Source organism: Cohnella herbarum, from assembly GCF_012849095.1.
In the GTDB taxonomy this organism is placed as follows: domain Bacteria; phylum Bacillota; class Bacilli; order Paenibacillales; family Paenibacillaceae; genus Cohnella; species Cohnella herbarum.
Genome location: NZ_CP051680.1, coordinates 6,818,313 through 6,838,811 on the forward strand (window position 1 = coordinate 6,818,313; position 20,499 = coordinate 6,838,811).

The window sequence follows — 20,499 nt, forward strand, 5'->3', positions numbered from 1 at the left end:
GGGGAGGAGGATTAAATATGACGAGGTTTATCCGACAACGATTTCACGGGATGAACGCCGCTCTGGCAGCTGTGCTGCTCGCATCGAGTCTATCGCTGGCTCCGTCGCCGGCTAAGGCTGCCGCGGACTCGGACCTGCTCGCCTATGAGCCGTTCGGATCGGCGGCGGGCTTGCCGCTTCATGGAACGGGTACGGGCAGCGGGTGGGACGTCAACAAGTGGGAAGTGCAACTCGACGACACGACGATTCCAGGGTATCAGCTTAGCGATACGGAACCGTTGGTACTTGGCGACTTGAAACGATCGGGCAACTACGCCGAAGGCGGCAGCGGGTACAAAGCGGCTTATCGCAAGCTGGACTTACGATGGGACGGCATGTTCGCCGAATATTTGCAAGACGGCCAAGTCGGCAAGGACGGCACGACGTTATGGATCAGCGCGCTCGTTCGCAAAAATACCGCTTCCAACGATCCCTCCTTTATTGGCGGAGGCGAGTTCGCGACGGCTAACTTCGGGATGGGGTATTTCGGCGCGGATTCCCATGACGACGGAGGCATCAAATATTGGTCCGTCATGCTTGGCACCCCTTCCGTCTCACAGAAAATCGTTCGGTCGAACGTACCGGTCGCCGTTGGGGAGACGGCGCTGCTCGTCCTGAAGGCGGAATTCGGAGCGACGAGCCGAATGAGCCTGTTCGTTAATCCGGAATCGCTCGCGGGTACGGCGCCTGCCGAGCCGTCGGCGGTCATCGAGTCGAGCGCTCCAGCGTTCTTGCGTTATTTTGTAGCAAGAAGCGATACGGGCGCAACGGGCAACATGTCGTTCGACGAGATTCGGATCGGCAAGACGTTCGCCTCCGTCACGCCCGTGCTCGTCGAGGATTTGGAGTCGCCGACCGCGCCAACCGGACTGACGGCCGATCAGATTAAAGCGACAAGTTTAGAGTTGAATTGGATAGCCTCGACGGACAATATCGGAGTAGCGCGCTATGACGTCTATCTGAATGGAGCGTCCGAGCCCATTGGCTCCGTTGCCGGGACCAAGACGAATTATTCCGTCATCGGCCTTCGCTCGGAAACGGAATACGTCTTTACGGTAATCGCGCGAGACGAATACGGCAACGAATCGGCCATGAGCGCACCGTTCTCGGTCACGACGTTAGCGCGTCCGCCATACGGAGGAGCGGGCGTGCTGCTCGCGCGGGAACCGTTCGATTATTTGGCTGGAGCGTTGCATGGACGAAACGGCGGGAAGGGCTGGAGCCAACCATGGGCGGTGCAAAGCGATTCCAAGACGGTGCCTGGCTACAATACCGAAGAAAGCGTCACCTCGGCTGTGTACTATTCGGGTACGAATGGCGACTTATACCGGTCGGGGCGCTATGCCTCGGGCGGAGACGCCTATTTGACCGCGTACCGGTCGCTGGACGCATCGCAGAACGGTCCGTTCCGCGCGGTGCTCGCCTCCGATGGGCAGATCGGCAAAACCGGAACGACTTTTTGGTTGAGCACGCTGATGCGCCTGCAGCCGGACAACCCGTCGGAGGCGTGGGTCGGCTTATCGGGAACGGAATGGTACAAGCAGTCGTTATCCGTGGGTTACTTTGGCGGACCGGTGCGCAACTGGACTCTGCGTATAGGTACGAACGATTATGTGAGCGACGTACCGATCGTTGCCGGAGAAACCGCGCTGCTTGCGCTGAAGCTCGAGTACGGTTCAACGAACGTCGTTAGCCTGTACGTCAATCCGGCGGAGCTGAGAGGACAGGAGCCCGAGGAAGCGGATGCAACGGCGTTGACGACCAGCGGGTTGACGTTCAGCAAGGTCGTTTACTACGGAGGATATGCCGCGGGTCGGAGCGCGATCGACGAGTTGCGCATCGGTACCGGATTCGGCATCGTCACGCCGACGTTCCTCGACACGGAAGCGCCGGAAGCGCCGGCCGAATTGATTCTCGTTCGGAAGAGCGCGGATACGATCGCTATCGGGTGGATGACACCGGCTGACAACGTCGGAGTCGCGGGCTACAAAGTATACGCCGACGGAATAGAAGCGGGCGTTACCGATCAGCCGAGCTACAAGCTGACGGGGCTGGCCTGGGGTCGGGAATATGTGCTGACGGTAAAAGCTTTCGATTCGGAAGGTAACTTGTCCGCGGCAAGCGAGAGCTTGGTCGTTGCCACCGACACGGAGCCCGCCGATAATAATTTGTACAATTTCGAGGACGGCGAGCTGCATGGACTTGCGCTGCTGGATAACAAGCAGCCGGGCACGATCGTCAGTACGACGGAAAGAGCTTTCAAAGGCGAAAGCTCGGCCAAGGTAACGCTGCCGGGCGGAAACGCGGAAACCGTAGGCATCGACAATCCCGACGCGCGTATCGCGAACGGGAAGACGATCAAATACCGGTTCTATATTCCTAGCGGACAGGAAGATTTCGCCCTTCAGCCGTTTGTCTTCGGAGCAGGATGGAGCTTCAACGGCGACTTCAAGGAAACGAAATTTTTGCCGAAGGACGAATGGTTCGAATTGACAGTCGCGATGGCGAACGGCGATTCTCCGAGCCCAAGGCTTGGCGTCATCATCCATAATCCGAATGCTGCCGTTTTCTATGTGGATAGCATCACTTACTCCGGATTTGGCGAACCGGATACGACGCCGCCGACCGTGCCGGGGAACGTGAGAGACAATTACAAGACGGACAATATCGTGAACATGAGTTGGAATGCGTCGACGGACAATGAAAAGCTGGCGAACTACCGTGTTTACGTAGACGGCGTCATGGCGGGATCGACGTCGGCAACCTCTTATACGGTGAAAGGACTCGCTGCGGGGACACTGTACAACTTAACGGTGTCGGCGGTGGACAATTCGGGGAACGAATCGGCACCGAGTGTCGCGCTTATTGTGACGACCGATCCGGCCCATGCGAAGCTCGTCGGTACGCCGTTCGGCAACGACTCGGACGAAGCGGGCTATGCATTCGATGGCTTGCTCAACACCGAATATGTTTCCGCCGCGAATAACGCCTATGTCGGTCTTGAGGTCGGCGCTGGAGAGGCGAAGCGGCTGACGAAGATCAAGTATGTTCCGATCGCGAACGATCCGGAGTCGATGATCGGCGGCAAATTCCAAGGCTCTATGGATAATGAGACTTACATGACCCTGTATACGATTCGTTCCGCGGATAGCGGATGGAGCGAGATTCCGGTCAATGCGCCGCAGGCGTTCCGTTATTTCCGCTATGTGGCGTCGCCGAACGAGCCTGCGCGCGTCGCCGAGATCGAGCTGTACGGCGTTGACGGCGACAGCGAGCAACCGTCCGCGCCCGCTGGCCTGCGCGCGGAATCGGTGACGGATACTTCCGTCATGCTGAGATGGGAAGCTTCATTGGACAACGTCGGCGTGACGGGGTATGAAGCGCGAATGGGCACCGAGGTCGTAGCGAGAACGTCCGACACTAACGCTGTCGTCTCGGGCTTGCGCGCCAATCGCGCATACTCGTTTACCGTTGTAGCCAAGGACGGAGCAGGAAACGTATCCGAATCGAGCGAGGCGTTAGTCGCGACAACAACGGCGAGCACGATCACGGTACAGGCAATTAACTATCGCGAATTGGGGCTTCTCACGATTACCGGCCAACTGTCCGCGGGACGCAACCGGCAAGTGACGGTGGAAGCGAAAGACAGTACCGGAAGGCTGCACTATTTGGATCAAGTGACGACCGGCTTCGACGGTTCCTTCATCGCCTCCGTTGCGAATACGGAAGTCGGGTCCGTAGATCGATTCACCGTAACGGCGGGCGGAGACGGTATTGCCGGTCTAGCTGTAACGGATGTACGGATCGCGAACAATCCGAATCCAAACCCGAATCCGGGGACGACTAGCGGGCCTGGTCAAGTATCGACGGGTACTGCAAGTATGATGGAAGTATCGAGCCTGCAAGCGAGCGGCGACAAAGCGGTCGTCTCCATCCCAGCCGACAAGAACGGATTGTTGCTGTCGGGCGTTGCGGTTAGCCAATTGCTGGAGAAGACGTTGGAACTGAGCAAAGGCTCGCTTATTTTGCGATTTCCGAAGGACACGCTGCGAAGCTTACTCGGCATGGTGCCTGTCGATGATTTGAAAAGCGCTACGGTTACCGTACAGGTCGAACAGTTATCGGACGTTGAGGCGAATCGGATGGCAAGCGAGTCGGGCAACCCGGCATTGTACCGCTTGGCGGGAAGCGTTTATCGGTTGGAGCTGTCGATCGCAACCGCCGACGGACAGGTTCGCAAGCTGAAGCAATTCGACGTTCCCGTCGCGTTATCGTTATCAATTCCGGCGGGGAGCGATGCCGATTTGCTGGGCTTGTATTACCGCAACCCTCAGACTAAAGAGTGGGAATACGTTGGCGGAACGATAGATCCGGCTTCGGACCGCCTGGTCGCGGATTTGCCGCATTTCAGCGAATTCGGATTGCTAGAATACCGTAAGAAGTTCGTCGATGTCGGGGACGAATGGTTTGCCCGACCGATTATGGCAGTCGCCGCGAAGCACGTCGTCAAGGGCGTAAGCGATTCGCGATTCTCGCCGAAGGGTCAAGTGACGCGCGCAGAGTTCGCCGCGATGCTCGTTCGAATGTTTCGTTTGCCTACCGCCTCCAATGCGGCTCCGTTCGCGGACTTGGAAGCAAATGCGTGGTACGCCGGCGAAGTCGCGACCGCCTACGAGGCGAAACTGGTAGAAGGGTTGAACGATAGAACGTTCGGTCCGAACCTTCCGATCACGCGGGAGCAGATGGCCGTCATGATTCGTCGCGCTTATGAATTGAAGTCCGGTCGAACGCTGCCCGCAACGGGCGAGAAGTATGAGGACATGGGATTCCTATCCGTCTGGGCGACGGACAGCGTGTCGGCGCTGCGGGCAGCGGGCCTAATGAACGGTAACGGAAACAACAAGTTTAACCCGCAAGGGTACGCGACTAGGGCCGAAGCGGCTCAAACGCTGTATGCGCTGCTAAAAATTTGATTCCAGTCCTATAGAATTAGCTTACCGAAATGGATTGCGAACACTTCCATCTAAGGAGAGAACACGTATGTCAAAACAACTTATCGCCGCGGCTCCGCGTCAGGCGAGGATCGCGCTATACGAGGAACTGCCGATCCGTCCCGACGAAGTGAAAGTAAAGGTCACTCACGCTTCCCCGAAGCACGGTTCGGAGCTGGCCGCATTCCGCGGAGAAAGTCCGCATCTGGCCGACCGGTACGACGAAGATTGGAGGCTGTTTCTCCCCCGCGACCCTAACGGTCGGCAAGAAGTCGTGTTCGGCGATTGGAACCTCGGAAATCAGTGGGTAGGGGAAATCATCGAGGCGGGATCGGAAGTGCGCGATTATCGGGTCGGCGAGAAAGTGTGCGGATACGGCGGTATTCGGGAATTCCACAATGTAAAGGCGGTAGACAACTTCTATTTGTTGAAAATGCCGGACAACATGCCGTGGCAGAACGCCGTCTGCCTAGATCCGGCGATTTTCGCGCTCGGAGGCGTTCGCGATGGGCACGTTAGGCCCGGGGATCGGGTGGCCGTAATCGGGCTCGGCGCCATCGGACAAATCGCCGTGCAAATCGCTAAGCTGGCGGGGGCGAGTTACGTCGCGGCGGTCGATCCGATCGAGAGTCGCAGAGCCGTCGCCCTACGCAACGGAGCGGATCGGGCATTCGACTCGGCGAACGAAGATGTCGGCTTGATGTTGAAGCAGGATACGAACAAGCTGGGAGTAGACGCCATCATCGAGACGAGCGCGAACGAGTTCGCGTTGAATCAAGCGCTGCGCGGTCTCGCTTATGGCGGTACGATCGCCTATGTCGGATGGGCGCGTCCGTTCAAAGGGGGAATGGATTGGGGGAGGGAGGCTCATTTCAATAACGCTCGCATCGTCTTCTCGAGATCGTGCAGCGAACCGAACCCGGATCATCCCCGGTGGAGTTTCCGCCGGATCGAGGAAACGTGCTGGAATATGCTGAAGTCGGGCGCAATCGACTGCGCGGACATCATTCATCCTATCGTGCCGTTCAACGAGGCGGATACCGCCTACGAAACCTTCGTAGACAGAGAACCGGCAAGAAGCATCAAGCTTGGCATCGATCTGATATCTTAAAATGACTAGGGAACACCTCGCAAAGCGGGACACGATTCGTGTTGCTTTGCGGGGTTTTTGTTTGTTGCATCCAAGAATACGACGAGATTCTTGAACTCTCCTTCCCTATATGCGATGATCATTTTTATAGGGAGGCTACTGGAATGAAACGATTCGGAACGGCGATATCGGGAGTACTCCTCATGCTCGTTCTCTCAGGCTGCTGGGGGGAGAAGGAACCTAGCGTTACGCAGCCGGCGACAAGTTCGGAAGGAGCGGGCGGCGGACTTCAGCTTGAGAACATTTTCGGAACGGATAGCTTCGACAAACCGGTCGGCTTGGAACATCGGGAGGGGGATCCCGAGCTCGTATATATCGTGGAACAACCGGGGCGGATAGTCAGCAAAAATCTAAAACGGACCCAGGACGAACCGCAAGTCGTACTCGATATAACCGATCGGGTCTATGACGTAGAAGGCGAACAAGGCCTTCTGGGCTTGGCGTTCCATCCGAAGCATCCGAATCAAGCTTACGTGAACTACACGACCGAGACGCATACGGTTATTGCGCGGTTCGATGCCGATCCTGCCAATCAGGGACTGCTCGACCCGGCCAGCGAACGGATTCTGCTAACCTTCGAACAGCCTTACGCCAACCATAACGGAGGACAGCTTGCTTTCGGACCGGACGGCTATCTCTACGTCGCGACGGGAGACGGAGGCAGCGGAGGGGACCCTCATAATAACGGCCAAAATTTGAATAGTCTGCTAGGAAAGATTCTCCGTATCGATGTGGACAATGAGGCTGAGCCGTTAGCTTACGCGATCCCTGCGGATAATCCTTTCATCGGGCAAGGGAGGCCGGAAATCTATGCTTACGGACTTCGCAATCCTTGGCGATTTAGCTTCGACGAGAAGACCGGCAAGCTATGGGCGGCCGATGTCGGCCAGAACAGCTTCGAGGAGATCAATACGATAGAGAAAGGCGGCAACTACGGTTGGCGTATCCAAGAGGGGACCGAATGTTTTAATCCGCAATCCGGATGCGAGACATCCGGGTTGGAGCAGCCCGTATTTACGTATGGACGCGAGCAAGGCGTATCCGTCACGGGAGGTTATGTGTACCGGGGAGAGAAGCTGCCCGATCTTCAAGGATGGTACGTCTACGCCGATTACGGATCGGGTACGGTGTGGGCTCTCCGTCAAGGGAGCGATGGCCAGGTAGAGAATCGGACCTTGATGGAATCGGGGGAGAACATCACGTCTTTCGGCGTGGATAGCTCGGGCGAGATCTATGTCTGCACCCAAGAGGGGCAAATCTTAACGTTTATCGATAAGGATAAGGAATAGAGGGAGGTAGTCATCGTGGATTTAAAACCGGCCATAGCGCTATCCGGAAGAGCTAAGCTTCTGATTGCCGGCGGACTTGTTGTCATTTTATTGCTTGCGGGGGCTTATTTCTTAGGGAAGCAGTTGACCGACGAGCAACGCCTTATCGCGCGATTCGAGAATGCGATTCGGGACGGGAAGACGGATAAGGTTATGGGGATGTTGTCGGACCCGAATAAGGGCGTCGGATTCAACAAAGAGACGGCCCAAGACATCGTGACTTATTTGCAGTCGAACAAGGAAACGCTCGACCAACTGATCGCTCGGTTGAAATCCGAAGCCGAGCTTCTGAAGGGACCGCCTGCAGCGTCGGTAGAGCAAGAACGGGATACGGCATTCTTATATTTACATAAGAAAGAGGAGAAACGTTGGTTTCTCTACGATGATTATGAATTGAAGATTAATCGGTATTCGATCCCGGTGACCACGAACTTCGCGGGGACGAAAGTGTTGATCGACGGGAAGGAAGCGGGTACGGCCAAAGGCGAGAACGAAACGCTGGAACTGGGAACGTTCCTGCCGGGACAGTACGAGATTAAGGCGGTCTACGAAGGGAAATACACCACTTTGGAGAGCGCGAGCACGGTATCGCTTTTCCCTATGGCGAACAACGAGGATCTTACCGTCGAGCTAACGCTGGAGGGGGATTACGTTGAGGTGCAGTCCAACAATAGCTACGCGCATATTTATATTAACGGCGAAGACATAGAATTAGCCGTCGGCGACGGGCAACGGATCGGTCCGATCGCCGTAGACGGTTCCAATCGGATGTTCGTGGAAGTCGAATATCCTTGGGGGAAAGCGAGAAGCGAAGAGTTGGCGGTGGATTCGAACCGATTGGAATTCAATGTGCCGGGATTGGATGACTCGCTTAAGAACGACATCATGAGCGCGGCATTCGATTTCGTATCGAGCTGGATGCAGTCTTTCCGGGAGCAAAAAAACGTGCTCCGACACGTGCATCCCGACCGGTCGGGCGATATGGCCGAATACTTAGCCGACATGGAACGAAGCAAGGAGTCTTATACCGGGGAATTGCATCGCGCGACCTTTGATCTGGATAGCTTTAAGCTGAATCAGTTCGACGAACACGATTATTCGATTACCGTTAAAGTAAAGCTGGATTATCGCGAAGTGTTCTATTTCAAAGAATACGAAACCGATCCCGTTCCGGTAGAGGGGTCCAATTATACGGAATATCAGTTGCAATACGTGGACGGGCAGTGGTTAGTGTCCGGCTGGTCGAACGTCGAAGGAATGGGAACGGACAATACGAAGGTGTACGAGTAACGAGGTAATGACTTAGAGCCGTTTTAAGGAAGCGATACGCTTCCTTAAAACGGCTTTTTGCTTTCGAATTATCCAACCGATCTTCATTGTAGCCGACTTTCTCCGCAAGCTTGTTGCAACGCATTTAAATTTTACCTTTAGAAGATGAAGATAGATGAAGATAATCCAATTGAAAGCGCATCATCTCTGATAAAATCAAGGCACTTAGCGGGATAACGTTACGATGCACAATATGCCGCATTTTGAGGAGGAGATTATTATGCGTTACAAACGAATATTGGCGAGGATTTGCAGCGGAAACTTGTTTATTCGGAATTCACCAGCATCGGCCAAAGAGGTACGTTACATTCCGATACTGAAAATCTAAGTGTAAAAAGTACAATTAGATTGACTTAAATTCCTCATTTCCACCCTCTAAGTGTAAAACATATACTTAAATGATTAGAATTCGCGTTCAATTGAAATAGTCGGCTGAACTAGTTGCAGGTTTTACACTTAGTCGTTAGGGAGAATAAAACTTCCTGAACTAGTTGCAGGTTTTACACTTAGGTGTACTAATTCCTCTGTTTTGCTGGGTTGCTAGAGTGAATCGATAGATTTGCATTCGCTTATGGGAAACCTATATTGCCGTCTATATAAACATTGCGGGTTTGTTGTCTTTGTAGCTATAAATGCTCGCCCTGAGAAGTCGAACGGTACTGCCCGGGCGAAACCCCGGTCATTTTCTTAAACAGGTTCTGAAAGTAAGTCTCGCTTTTGTAGCCGACCTTTTCCGCAATCTCGACCATTGGCAGGCGCGTCGTCTCCAAATATTTCTTAGCTACCTCTATACGGTATCGGATCAAATATTGAATCGGACTCATCCCCGTCTCTTGCTTGAACACATGGATGAAATGATAGGCGTTCAAATGCGTCAGGTTAGAGAGGATCGTCAGATTCACGTCGGACAGGTAATTCTCCTCCATGTACCTTCTCGCCAGATGTACGGATTCCTTGTTCGGCCTCCTCTTGACTTCGTCCTCTTCCGAATAATGCAGTTTACGGGCTACCCGACCGAGTAGGTTACGGAACAATCCGTTTGCGATCACGGCGGATTCCGGCAAGGAGCTATGCCATTCCGTGATCATCTCGCCGAACAACTGCTTGATCGGCAGGAATTGCTCATTCAGCTCAAGCATAGCCGGTTGTTCGGTTCCGGACAGATAGTCCGGCGGCAGTCCTCTTATTTGCAAGCCCGCATAGCCGACATAGATAGCCCTAAACCTATCGCTGATCGACCTCTCCTCATGCCAGACGCCCCGGTTGTAGAACAACAAGCTTCCCGCTTTCGCCGCGTATGGCTTGCCATCCACCCTAAAATCGCCTTCCCCTTCCAGAATAAGCAGCATTTCGGAGTTGTTCTCATGCTGATGAAGGGGGAAATAGAACCGTTCTCCCGGTTCTGGCTTTATGAACGCCCCGCTCAGAATATCGGGCATTCGGACGAAGATCGAATGTCGCACCATGTACCTCCAATAAACCCAATTTTCAATAGCCAATGTTCGCAACAATGCTCATTGAACTCCAATTTAACTATAGTGTAGATTATTTATGAAAGACATGGCAAGAGCGCTTACCTAAATATTAAATATATTACTATTGGAAAGGAACTGAGTGGAATGACTATTACTTTCAAGAAAAGAAAGCTAAGCGACGCCCCTTACGAAGCTTGTTCGGTGTTCGACGTTAACAATGACGGAATGCTGGATATCGTGAGCGGCTCTTATTGGTACGAGGGTCCCGACTTCGTCAAACGGCACAAAATAACCGAACTGGCTTCCTACGCGCATTATCAAGATGACTTCTCCGACTTTCCGATGGATGTGGACGGGGACGGCCGAATGGACATCATAACCGGCTCGTGGTGGAGCGGAGCGCTGAACTGGCGTAAAAATCCGGGAGATTCATGTTCGGAGTGGGAAACGTTCGAGATCGATCCATCCTCCAATATCGAGACGATTCGGTACTTCGATATCGATGGCTGCGGCGTTCCCGAGATCTTCCCCAACACGCCGGCAGTGCCCCAAGCATTCTACAAGTTGATATGCGACGAGAACGGCAAAGGTACCGGGAAATTCGCCAAGACGGTTATCTCGGATCGGCCTAGCGGTCATGGATTGGGGTTTGCGGACATTACCGGAAACGGGAAGACGGACATCGTGCTGACCGACGGCTGGCTGGAGCAGCCGGAGGATCCGTTCACCGGTCCATGGATATTCCACCCCGAGTTCTCCCTCGGCACGGCTAGCGTGCCGATTATCGGACATGACGTGAACGGCAACGGCCTGTGCGACCTGATCGTCGGTCAGGCGCACGACTACGGCCTTCATTGGTATGAACAGGTGCTTGGAGAAGACGGCTCCAGAAGCTGGATCAAACATGAGATCGACATGAGCGCTTCGCAGTATCACGACTTGATGCTTGTTGATCTCGATCTCGACGGCGAGTTGGAGCTTGTCACGGGCAAGCGGTATCTGGCGCATGACAACGATCCCGGCTTCGACGACCCGCTCGGTATTTATTACTTCAAGATCAAGAACGGCCTATTCGAGAAGCACGTCATCGATTACGGTCCTGCGGGCGAAGGCTCCGGAAACGGCATCTACATGTGGATTCAGGATCTGACGGGAAATGGATACCCGGATATCGTCGCTCCGGGCACGGAAGGCTTGTATTTATTCGAAAATCTAGGACCCCGGGAGTGAAGACATTGAGCAAGTTAAGGATCGGATTCGTAGGCGCAGGCGGCATGGGACAAATGGCGCATTTATCTAATTACGCGGTGTTGAGCGAGCTGTGCGAGGTCGTCGCATTGGCGGAGGTTCGGCCTCGGCTTGCTCAAACGGTAGCGGACCGCTACGGAATTCCGAAAATATACGGCAGCCATCTGGATCTGCTTAACGACGCGAAGGTCGATGCGATCGTGGCTCCTCAGCAATATCGCTCGCATCTGGCAATCATTCCCGACATTCTTAGAGCCGGCATTCCGGTATTCACCGAGAAGCCGCTCACGCTGACGGTCGAAGCCGGCGAACAATTGGTGCATCTCGCGGAAGAGCATAAGACGCTTCACATGGTCGGCTACCACAAACGCTCCGACCCTGCCATGGAGTGCGCCAACAAACGGATCGAAGAGTGGAAAAAGAGCGGAGAATACGGCAAGCTGCAGTACATTCGAGTCACGATGCCGCCTGGAGACTGGATCGGCGGAGCGGATGCTCCCTTGAACTCGGATGAAGCCTATCCTTCCATCTCTATGGAACCAGGCCCATCATACTTTACGGATGAACAGACCCGTCAGCTTGACACTTTCGTCAATTATTACATCCATCAGGTGAACGCGATTCGTTTCCTGCTTCAGGAGTCCTACAGGATTACGTACGCCGACCGCAACGGGATTCTTCTGACAGGCGAGAGCGAGAGCAGCGTAGCCGTAGTTCTGGAGATGGCTCCTTATCAAACGACGGTCGAATGGCACGAAAGTCTGCTCGTTTGCTTCGAGAGAGGGTTTATCCGCGTAGACCTCCCATCGCCGCTCGCCCGCCAGCAAGCGGGGAAAGTAACCATTATGAAGGACAACGGCAAGGATGCTCCCTCCTATGAGATACCCGTTATGCCGAACCGTTCCGCCATGCGTCAGCAAGCCATGAACTTCATCGCCGCCGTGCAGGGCATTCGTCCGGCGCCTTGCGAATCCAGAGAAGCGTTAGAAGATCTTAAAGTTGCCAGAGATTATATACGGTTGATGCAGCAATACCAATAATTGAAGCAAGGGTGGGATTACAATTGAGAAGAGTAGCGATTATCGGAGCAGGCAGCATTGTCTTCTGCAAAACGCTAATGCTCGACATCATGGCGACGCCGGAACTGGAAGACACTGAATTCGTTCTGATGGCCCCCTCAACCGGCAAGACGTCACAGGTCAAAGCATTCGCCGACAAGGTCATCGAGAAGAACGGTCTGAAGTCCAAAGTAACGGTTACGACCGACCGCAGGGAGGCATTGACCGGCGCGAACTACGTCATTACGTCATTTCAGGTTGGCGGGGTATCCGCTTTTGGTCTGGACTACAAGATCCCGCTGAAGTACGGCGTCGATCAATGTATCGGCGACACGCTCGGACCGGGAGGAGTATTCCGGGCATTGCGGAGCATTCCCGTCATTCTGGACGTTGCCCGCGACATGGAGGAGCTGTGCCCGAATGCCACGCTGCTGAACTACGTCAATCCGATGGCCATGATCTGCTGGGCGCTGGGCGAGACGAACATTCAATACGTGGGACTGTGCCATGGCGTGCAGACGACGCTAGATCTGATCTCCGGTTACGTAGGCGTACCCAAGCAGGAGATCGATTACGTCTCCGCGGGCATCAATCATATGGGCTGGTTCACGAAGCTGACCCATCAAGGCCGAGATCTGTATCCGGAGCTGCGCGAGAAGTTCGAACAGCCGGAATTCTACGTCAATGAGAAGGTGCGCGGAGAGGTGTTCCGTCATTTCGGCTATTTCATGACCGAATCGACCGGGCATCTATCGGAGTACGTCCCTTGGTTCCGTAAAAATCAGAAGGCGCTCGACCTCTATTGCGACGAGCCCTCCTTCGGGGGGAATCGGGCGCCTATTACAACTGGTGCACCTATGTCGCCGACAAGTACAAGGATCAAGAGATTCTGAAGGATGAATCCTACGATCTGCCTCCACGCAGCGTTGAGTATTGTGCCTATATTATTGAAGCGCTGGAAACCGGGAAAACGTTCAAGTTCAGCGGCAATCTGCGCAACAACGGGATGATCTCGAACCTGCCGGACGAGTGCTGCGCGGAAGGAGCCGTATTCGCCGACCGAACCGGTCTCCACCGGACCGTCATCGGCGACATTCCGCCTCAGTGCGCTGCGCTGAACATGACCAATATCAACGTACAGCGGCTGGCCGTGCTCGCCGCCAAGTCCGGCGATCCGGAAACGGTCGTTCAGGCGATCGCCCTCGATCCGTTGACCTCCTCGGTGCTGACATTGAAGGAAATTCGCGATATGGTCACCGAGATGCTGGACGCCCAGCGCCAATGGTTGCCGCAGTTCGGGAATCGCAGTCCTCGTCCGACGCCGATCATTCCGACGCCTGCCAACCTTCAACGCGCCGAGGTTCCGATCGACCCCGCTCTCGCCGTCTTCTCGCGTTTCGGGGAATTGGCTAAGTAGAAAAGACTGTCAAATCATAAATAAGATCGCCAATATCCTGGCCAAGAAGGGAGGATATTGGCGATCTTATTTTTTTTTGCGGCAGACCAATTCACGTACACGAGTTATTCCTTATCGGCGCGATTCAAGATCCCAATAATTGTGACATCATCGCAACTGTTGTCGATTGTTGCCTATCGGACTGCCCTTTATAATTTAGGAAGAAAGACGGGCAGCAGCCAAGATAATAAGGGGGAAGCAAGATGTTCGCAAGCATGAAGATTTCAAGCATGAAAAAAAGAATCGGCGCCGGTCTGGCCGTTACCATGCTCGCAACCGTGCTAGGCGCATGCGGCGGAGGCGGCAGCGGAGAAACGTCGCCGAATTCATCGGAAGAGCTGAAGACGGAAGGCGCCGGGAAGCAGGATGTTACGCTGAGCATGCTGATCGATTCCTCGAACAACGAGCAGAACAGCAGCATTCTGAACCAGGCGGCGGAAATTGCCAGTCGAAGAAGCGATAAGTACAATATCAAGGTTCGTTTAGACACGGTGCCCAACACGGACATGGACAAGAAGGTGGACGTGCTGGCCGCCGGTTCCAACCTCCCGGACCTCATCGCCTCCGCGCCGAAGCCGGTCTGGATGAAACGGGGACTTCTGGCTGATCTGACGAATTGGTTTAATCGTTCTCCGCTGAAGGACGACTATATGTATCCGAGCCTGCTAGAGGAAGGACGCAATGGCGGCAAGCTGTATGCCGTGCCAATTAAAGCCGATTCGATCTTCCTCATCTATAACAAAGAACTGCTGAAGAAGGCAGGCATTGCGAATACGGACTTTACTTCGATTACGTGGGATGAATGGACCGCGATGCTGGAGCAGATCAAGCAGGCAGGTCTTAAAGCGGCGAACGGCAAGGATGTCAAAGGCTTCACCTTCCGTATCAGCACGTACGAAACCGCTCCGATTATTTTCAGCGCGGGCGGGGAGTTTTTCACCCAGGACGGCACGCAGGCTGTTTTCGGTAGCCAAGAGGCGGCGGACGGCTTAGCGCGGCTCAAAGGGCTTGTGTCCAGCGGCTACGCAGACAAGCCGGAGACCGATTACGCCAACTGGATGAGCGTATTCTTCAACGAGAACGCGGCGTTTACGATTACCGGCGGATGGTCGCTGACCTCCTATGAGGAAGGCGGACTGGATCTTGGCAAGCTAGGATATTCAACCGTGCCGAAAATCGCCAGCAGCACGTCCATCTTCGGTCCGGGTTTATCGTTCTCCATCTTCGAATCCAGTGCTCACAAAGAAGCGGCGATGGAGCTACTGACAGCCATTTATTCGCCCGAAATTTACAAGCAATGGCTTGCGCTTACCGCGGGCGTACCGGTTCTTGCTTCGTTGTCCGACGACCCGCAATTTGCGGACAATCCGATCAAGCCGGTACTATCCGAACAATTGAACAATATTAAGCCGATTCATTCGGACAACGCGCCGAGCTTCTGGACCAAATACGACCAACTGCTGGAGAAAGTCATCCTCACCAACACGGATATCGTTTCGCAGCAGCAGTTGCTAGAGAAGGACATTCAACAGGAGATTCAAAACAATCTAAAGTAACCGTAGGGGAGGAAGGGGGATCGCCTTCTTCCTCTTCTTGCTTGGGAGGTGCTCGGCATGAGTTTCAAAAAACGGGAAAGCATGTTTGCTTATGCGTTGGTAGGGCCGGTCGTGCTTTTCTATGGCGTCATTTTCGTCTATCCGCTGCTGCAGATGTTGCTGCTTTCTTTTCAGACGTACGATTTCTATTCGCCGCCCGTGTTTATTGGCCTGGATAATTACACGAGGATTGCGCGAGATCCGGAGTTATTCGATAAGCTGCTCAATACGCTTGCATACTGGTGCATCGGTCCGGTGACGATCGCCGCCTCGTTCTTAGCTGCGTTGCTGATGAGCAAACTGAAATGGGGGCAGGGCTTCTTCCGCTCGGCTTTCTACGGCACTTCGATGGCGCCCATGGTTGCGCTTGCGGTCGTGTTCACGTATATGTTCAGCCCCAATCACGGCATCGTCAACAACCTTCTGACGTCGTTTAACCTGCAGCCGATCGAATGGCTATACGACCCGATGTTGGCCAAAATCGTCGTCATGTTTATTTTCTTCTTCATGAATGTGGGGTTCTACACGATACTTTTCCTTTCCGGCATACTCGGCGTGGACCGGAATCTGTACGCAGCCGCCGAGCTAGACGGCGCGGGACATTGGCGCAAAACGGTGCACATTACGCTGCCGCAAATCCGTCCGGTCATGATTTTCGCCGTGATTCTAATGACGATCTCGATTTTTCAAATGTACGGCCAAATCGTCATATTGACAAAGGGAGGCCCCTACGGCAGTACGGAAACGGTGTTCATGTACGCTATGAATAAGGCTTTCACCGACCACGAGATGGGCTATGCGGCCACGATCGTCGTCGTGCTGTCCATCGTCCTGGCCTTCGTCTCGTATGTCATACTCAAAATTGGTGAGGAGAAGGAATAGATCATGAATACAACCAAGACTCAGCATTATGCGAGCCTGGCTTTGTTGACGCTCGGTATCGCCTTTATTTCCGCGCCGCTCCTAATTTTGCTGTTCTCTTCCTTCAAGCCGAACTCGGAAGTGTACGCTTTCCCGTTTCATTTCTTTCCCAAGCTGTGGACGCTGGGCAATTACAGCAGCGCCTGGAGCAACAATCTAAGCCTGTACGCATGGAATTCGCTCGTCACCTCGTTAATACCGACGGCGACGACGATCGTTACCGGATTGCTAGCGGCTTACGCGCTAGCCAAGATGACGTTCGTCGGCAAAGGCGCCCTGTTGAAGTTCATCGTCCTGATGATGCTCGTTCCATTCGATATTTTGATCGTTCCGATGTTTCAATTGTTCAAGGGTTTTCAACTGCTGGACACGCTGACGGGCATTATGATTCCCGGTCTGGTGAGCGCCTTCGGAGTGTTCCTGATGAGGCAGTTCATGCTGCAAATTCCGGACGAACTCATTGAAGCCGCGCGGATCGACGGGTGCGGGCTAGGGGGCATCATCGTCAAGCTGGTGTTGCCGAACGTAAAACCCGGCATAGCGGTGTTAGGCATTACAACGTTTCTGCACAACTGGAACGTCTTCACGTGGCCGTTCATCATAACCTCCGGCGACGTCAACAAGACGCTGTCCGTGGGGCTGGCGAGCATGGTCACGTCGATCAACAACTTCAATCCGGGGGCGCTGCTGGCCGGCGGGATCATCATGATCATTCCGGTGTTCGTCCTGTTCGTGATATTCCAAAAAGGCATTACGCAAGTCTATATGACTACCGGAATTAAATAGGGTCTGCTATACTGAGGGCATTTGCTTGTCGCCGGGGGGAACAACCGCAAATGATGCCGACATCGATGCGCAGCAGAATGGTATTGCTTGTCCTTCTACTGATCATGGTGCTTACCATGGCCGTTGCTTTTATCGTGCTCCGTTACAATTACCAATCGGCGAAATCCATGGCCGACGACTACAATCACCAATTAGCGCTTGACACCATGGAATCGCTCGATATCAAGAACAAGAAGTACGGCGAGATTTCTCTGCAAATCGTCATGAGCCACCTGGTGCAAGAGCGGTTGCCCCGCATGATTCGCGCCGACACGGCCGACGAGGCGTACCTGGTCTTCAAGACCGAGCTGGTCGGCTTCCTCAATCAGTACTACTATACTTCCGATGAAATCGAAAGCATTCGCGTCTGGTTCGGCGACGACAATATATTGTTCGTCGGCGAATCTAAGCTGAAGGGTGACGGTGGGTACGAGCAGCAGCCCGGCTACCGGTTGGCCAGAGTGAGTCCGACCCATCTGGCTTGGGTGTCCAACGACAACGGGACGTTATCCCAGTGGCACGTCATCACGAGCTTTCAGAGCAAGCGAAGTCCGAATAACGGCAGCGCCAATCCGGTCATCGGGGCGGTCGAAATTAATATGAAGCCGCAGCGTCTGCTCGAAAGCATGGATAAGCTGAAGGTTATCCCGAACGCAAGATTCAGTTATGTCAACGAGGACGACAGCTTGTTGGTTCAATATCCGGAAGTGCGGAGAGACGGGCCGTTTCATTCGGATACGGCGATGCTGCAAGCCTTCCGAGCTGAAGGCGGAAAACCTCTCGCGTCCGGGCTGCGTTCGGACGGTTATATTTATATTTTCGAGCGATCGTATTTAGGCATCTACTTGATTATCTCCTATCCCGTGCAGACGTTCCTGCAGTACGTGGCGGTGGCCGGCGTGCCGATTGCGCTCGTGGCTCTGTTGGTGCTGCTGCTCTCGCTGGTCGGCGTCCTCTATATTTCACAGATGACAACAAAGCCGCTGCGCATGCTGCTGAAGGGCATCCGCGCTTTCGGCGAAGGCAGCTTGGACGAGAAGATCCCGATAACCGGCGTGCGGGAAATCGATCTGATCGGCGGCGGACTGAACCGCATGGCGCGGCAAATCCAGCAATTGCTGGAAAGAGAAGTGCAGTTCAAGCAAGTCGAGCACGATCTGGCTATGAAGAACAAGCAGGCCGAATTGCGAGCGCTACGCAATCAGATAAATCCCCACTTCCTATTTAATACGCTTCAATCCATCCACTCGGTCGCTCTCCGCAAGACGGGCCAAGAAACGGAAATCAACCGGATGATCATCCATTTGTCCAAGCTCCTGCGCGAGAGTATCTATCATATCGGAAACAGAGTCACGGTCGAAGAAGAGCTCAACAATCTATGGGCGTACGTCGAGCTGCAACAGTACCGGTTCAAGGGGCGATTCCGCGTCAAGTGGGACGTTCACTATGAATCGCTGTCCAAAACATTGCCCTGTCTGATTCTACAGCCACTAATGGAAAATGCGATCAATCATGGGGCATTCCACGCCGAGTGCGAGGAGGTGCCTATTGTCGTAAGCAGTTCCTATCTAGACGGCATATTGACGATTTGCGTCCGCGACGAAGGTTGCGGTATGCACCGGGAGACGCTGGAGGGTTTAAAGTGGAGCTTGGACGGCGAACGAGCGCCGAGCACAAACGGACACGGCGTCGGATTGTTCAATACGCACAACCGGCTGAAATACGAGTTCGGAGATTTGTACGCCATGAGAATCGAAAGCCGACCCGATGCCGGCACAAGTGTGCGACTTATCATCCGGGATCAGAACCAACTCAATGAACGACAGGCGGTGGAAGAGCATGTATAAGGTGTTGATCGTCGACGACGAGGCGATGATTCGCGAGGATCTCAAGGATTTCGTAAAATGGGAAGCCGCCGGCTTTACGGAAGCGAGGCTTGCCGGAAGCGGCCAGGCGGCGCTTCAAGCGGCGGCGGAAACGGATTTCGACTTAGTGCTTGCCGACATCAATATGCCCCGCATGAACGGGCTTGTCATGATACGGAAATTAAGGGAGTCGGGCTACAAGGGTCACATCGTCGTCATTACCGCGTATGGTGAATTCGAGTATGCACAGCAGGCGATTACGCTCGGCGTAAAGGATTATATCCTCAAGCCGATCGACTTCCGGGAGATGAACGTCATCGTGCGGCGCATCGCAGAGCAGTTGCGCGAGGAGACGAGGACCGTCCGCCAGCAGTTGTTCGCCGGGGAGGCGGAGAAGGCGTCTGCGGAGCTGCTCGTGGCGGCCGCCATGCAGCGGCGGGAACGAGCTGAAGAGGCCATCGAGACCTTGTTTGCGGCATGGGAACGGCAACGCCAGCCGCTCTCCGCCGTCCTGTCCGCGCTGCGGCAGAGCATTGTGCAGGCGGAGGCGCAGCTTAATGGGCACAATCCGGCCTATTATGCCTCGAAGCAGTCCGTGTTCCTCGAGCTGCTGCATAGACAGGCGGCATGCGCGACCGAGCAGGACGCTCGACTGCTGTTCAGACAGCTGGCGGCGCATATGATCGACTGCTACGAAGAGGCTGGCACGGAAGAAAGAGGCTCGTTCAGCCAGCTAAAGCCGTTGATCAAAGCGCATCTCGGCGAGGAAATTTCGCTGGAGTGGCTGGCGCAGCGCGTGCACATCAGCGCGAATTATCTGAGTGTCGTGTTCAAGAAAGAAACGGGAGAAAACTTCAACGAATTCGTCATGCGGGAGAGGATGATGTCCGCCCGGGAGTTGCTGGGCAGCCAAGAGCACCGGATCATCGACATCGGGGTCAAGGTCGGTTACGCGAATTACCGCAGCTTCAGCAGAGCTTTCAAAAACTTCTTCGGTCTGTCGCCGAGCGAATTCCGCGATCAGCATGGCTGCCGCTGACGCCGTGTGAGCCAAGTTCATCGAAATTGTCCCTTCTTCCAAACAATTGTCAATTGAATGCGCTTCCAACCGATGACATGATGGGGGCATGTTCCGTCGGCTAGCCTTATAGATGACGTGTGCAGATGAGCCAGCCGGCCGGAGCGCGACGAAATTGAACTGCGCGGGGCGACCCGCCGG

Annotated in this window: 14 protein-coding genes; 13 read left to right on the top strand and 1 reads right to left on the bottom strand. The window is 54.3% G+C overall.

Going from position 1 to position 20,499, the window contains the following annotated elements:
• Positions 1–17 precede the first annotated feature (17 nt).
• From HH215_RS28840 to HH215_RS28855, 4 genes are all read left to right on the top strand, one after another.
• Positions 18–5,012 carry a fibronectin type III domain-containing protein gene (locus HH215_RS28840; protein ID WP_169283030.1) on the top strand — a complete coding sequence of 1,665 codons (4,995 nt, stop codon included), beginning with the start codon at positions 18–20 and terminating at the stop codon, positions 5,010–5,012.
• A 67-nt stretch (positions 5,013–5,079) separates the two neighbouring features.
• A complete protein-coding gene (locus HH215_RS28845) occupies positions 5,080–6,141 on the top strand; it encodes a zinc-dependent alcohol dehydrogenase (protein WP_169283031.1) in 1,062 nt (353 codons plus the stop codon).
• Between the two features lie 143 nt (positions 6,142–6,284).
• Positions 6,285–7,469, top strand: coding sequence for a PQQ-dependent sugar dehydrogenase (locus HH215_RS28850; RefSeq protein WP_169283032.1), 1,185 nt, complete (start codon positions 6,285–6,287; stop codon positions 7,467–7,469).
• Between the two features lie 15 nt (positions 7,470–7,484).
• The gene (locus tag HH215_RS28855) at positions 7,485–8,798 is read left to right on the top strand and encodes a zinc ribbon domain-containing protein (RefSeq protein ID WP_169283033.1); all 1,314 of its coding nucleotides are present in this window, start codon (positions 7,485–7,487) and stop codon (positions 8,796–8,798) included.
• Between the two features lie 665 nt (positions 8,799–9,463).
• Here HH215_RS28855 and HH215_RS28860 read toward each other — a convergent pair.
• Positions 9,464–10,303, bottom strand: coding sequence for a helix-turn-helix domain-containing protein (locus tag HH215_RS28860; RefSeq protein WP_169283034.1), 840 nt, complete (start codon positions 10,301–10,303; stop codon positions 9,464–9,466).
• Between the two features lie 153 nt (positions 10,304–10,456).
• On the opposite strand from HH215_RS28860, the gene HH215_RS28865 reads away from it, so the two are divergent.
• From HH215_RS28865 to HH215_RS28900, 9 genes are all read left to right on the top strand, one after another.
• On the top strand, positions 10,457–11,542 hold the full coding sequence (locus tag HH215_RS28865; protein ID WP_169283035.1) for an FG-GAP repeat domain-containing protein: 1,086 nt from the start codon (positions 10,457–10,459) through the stop codon (positions 11,540–11,542).
• 5 nt (positions 11,543–11,547) lie between these two features.
• Complete coding sequence (locus HH215_RS28870) at positions 11,548–12,600, top strand: Gfo/Idh/MocA family protein (RefSeq protein WP_217362245.1); 1,053 nt, start codon at positions 11,548–11,550, stop codon at positions 12,598–12,600.
• Between the two features lie 23 nt (positions 12,601–12,623).
• Positions 12,624–13,511, top strand: coding sequence for a family 4 glycosyl hydrolase (locus HH215_RS36130; protein ID WP_217362246.1), 888 nt, complete (start codon positions 12,624–12,626; stop codon positions 13,509–13,511).
• Positions 13,421–14,035 carry a family 4 glycosyl hydrolase gene (locus HH215_RS36135; RefSeq protein WP_217362247.1) on the top strand — a complete coding sequence of 205 codons (615 nt, stop codon included), beginning with the start codon at positions 13,421–13,423 and terminating at the stop codon, positions 14,033–14,035. Before HH215_RS36130 ends, HH215_RS36135 begins: the two co-directional genes overlap by 91 nt.
• A 242-nt stretch (positions 14,036–14,277) precedes the next feature.
• On the top strand, positions 14,278–15,630 hold the full coding sequence (locus HH215_RS28880) for an ABC transporter substrate-binding protein (protein WP_169283036.1): 1,353 nt from the start codon (positions 14,278–14,280) through the stop codon (positions 15,628–15,630).
• 57 nt (positions 15,631–15,687) lie between these two features.
• On the top strand, positions 15,688–16,551 hold the full coding sequence (locus HH215_RS28885) for a carbohydrate ABC transporter permease (protein WP_169283037.1): 864 nt from the start codon (positions 15,688–15,690) through the stop codon (positions 16,549–16,551).
• 3 nt (positions 16,552–16,554) lie between these two features.
• On the top strand, positions 16,555–17,376 hold the full coding sequence (locus tag HH215_RS28890) for a carbohydrate ABC transporter permease (protein ID WP_169283038.1): 822 nt from the start codon (positions 16,555–16,557) through the stop codon (positions 17,374–17,376).
• Positions 17,377–17,426: 50 nt separating this feature from the next.
• Complete coding sequence (locus HH215_RS28895) at positions 17,427–19,262, top strand: sensor histidine kinase (protein ID WP_169283039.1); 1,836 nt, start codon at positions 17,427–17,429, stop codon at positions 19,260–19,262.
• On the top strand, positions 19,255–20,319 hold the full coding sequence (locus HH215_RS28900; RefSeq protein WP_169283040.1) for a response regulator: 1,065 nt from the start codon (positions 19,255–19,257) through the stop codon (positions 20,317–20,319). The genes HH215_RS28895 and HH215_RS28900 overlap by 8 nt, the downstream gene beginning before the upstream one ends.
• Positions 20,320–20,499: the final 180 nt, after the last annotated feature.

Excerpts from the sequence above, each read along its gene's own strand:
- HH215_RS28840 (WP_169283030.1), top strand. The coding sequence starts at position 18 with ATGACGAGGTTTATCCGACAACGATTTCACGGGATGAACGCCGCTCTG.
- HH215_RS28845 (WP_169283031.1), top strand. The coding sequence starts at position 5,080 with ATGTCAAAACAACTTATCGCCGCGGCTCCGCGTCAGGCGAGGATCGCG.
- HH215_RS28850 (WP_169283032.1), top strand. The coding sequence starts at position 6,285 with ATGAAACGATTCGGAACGGCGATATCGGGAGTACTCCTCATGCTCGTT.
- HH215_RS28860 (WP_169283034.1), bottom strand. The coding sequence starts at position 10,303 with ATGGTGCGACATTCGATCTTCGTCCGAATGCCCGATATTCTGAGCGGG.
- HH215_RS28865 (WP_169283035.1), top strand. The coding sequence starts at position 10,457 with ATGACTATTACTTTCAAGAAAAGAAAGCTAAGCGACGCCCCTTACGAA.
- HH215_RS28880 (WP_169283036.1), top strand. The coding sequence starts at position 14,278 with ATGTTCGCAAGCATGAAGATTTCAAGCATGAAAAAAAGAATCGGCGCC.
- HH215_RS28885 (WP_169283037.1), top strand. The coding sequence starts at position 15,688 with ATGAGTTTCAAAAAACGGGAAAGCATGTTTGCTTATGCGTTGGTAGGG.
- HH215_RS28890 (WP_169283038.1), top strand. The coding sequence starts at position 16,555 with ATGAATACAACCAAGACTCAGCATTATGCGAGCCTGGCTTTGTTGACG.
- HH215_RS28895 (WP_169283039.1), top strand. The coding sequence starts at position 17,427 with ATGATGCCGACATCGATGCGCAGCAGAATGGTATTGCTTGTCCTTCTA.
- HH215_RS28900 (WP_169283040.1), top strand. The coding sequence starts at position 19,255 with ATGTATAAGGTGTTGATCGTCGACGACGAGGCGATGATTCGCGAGGAT.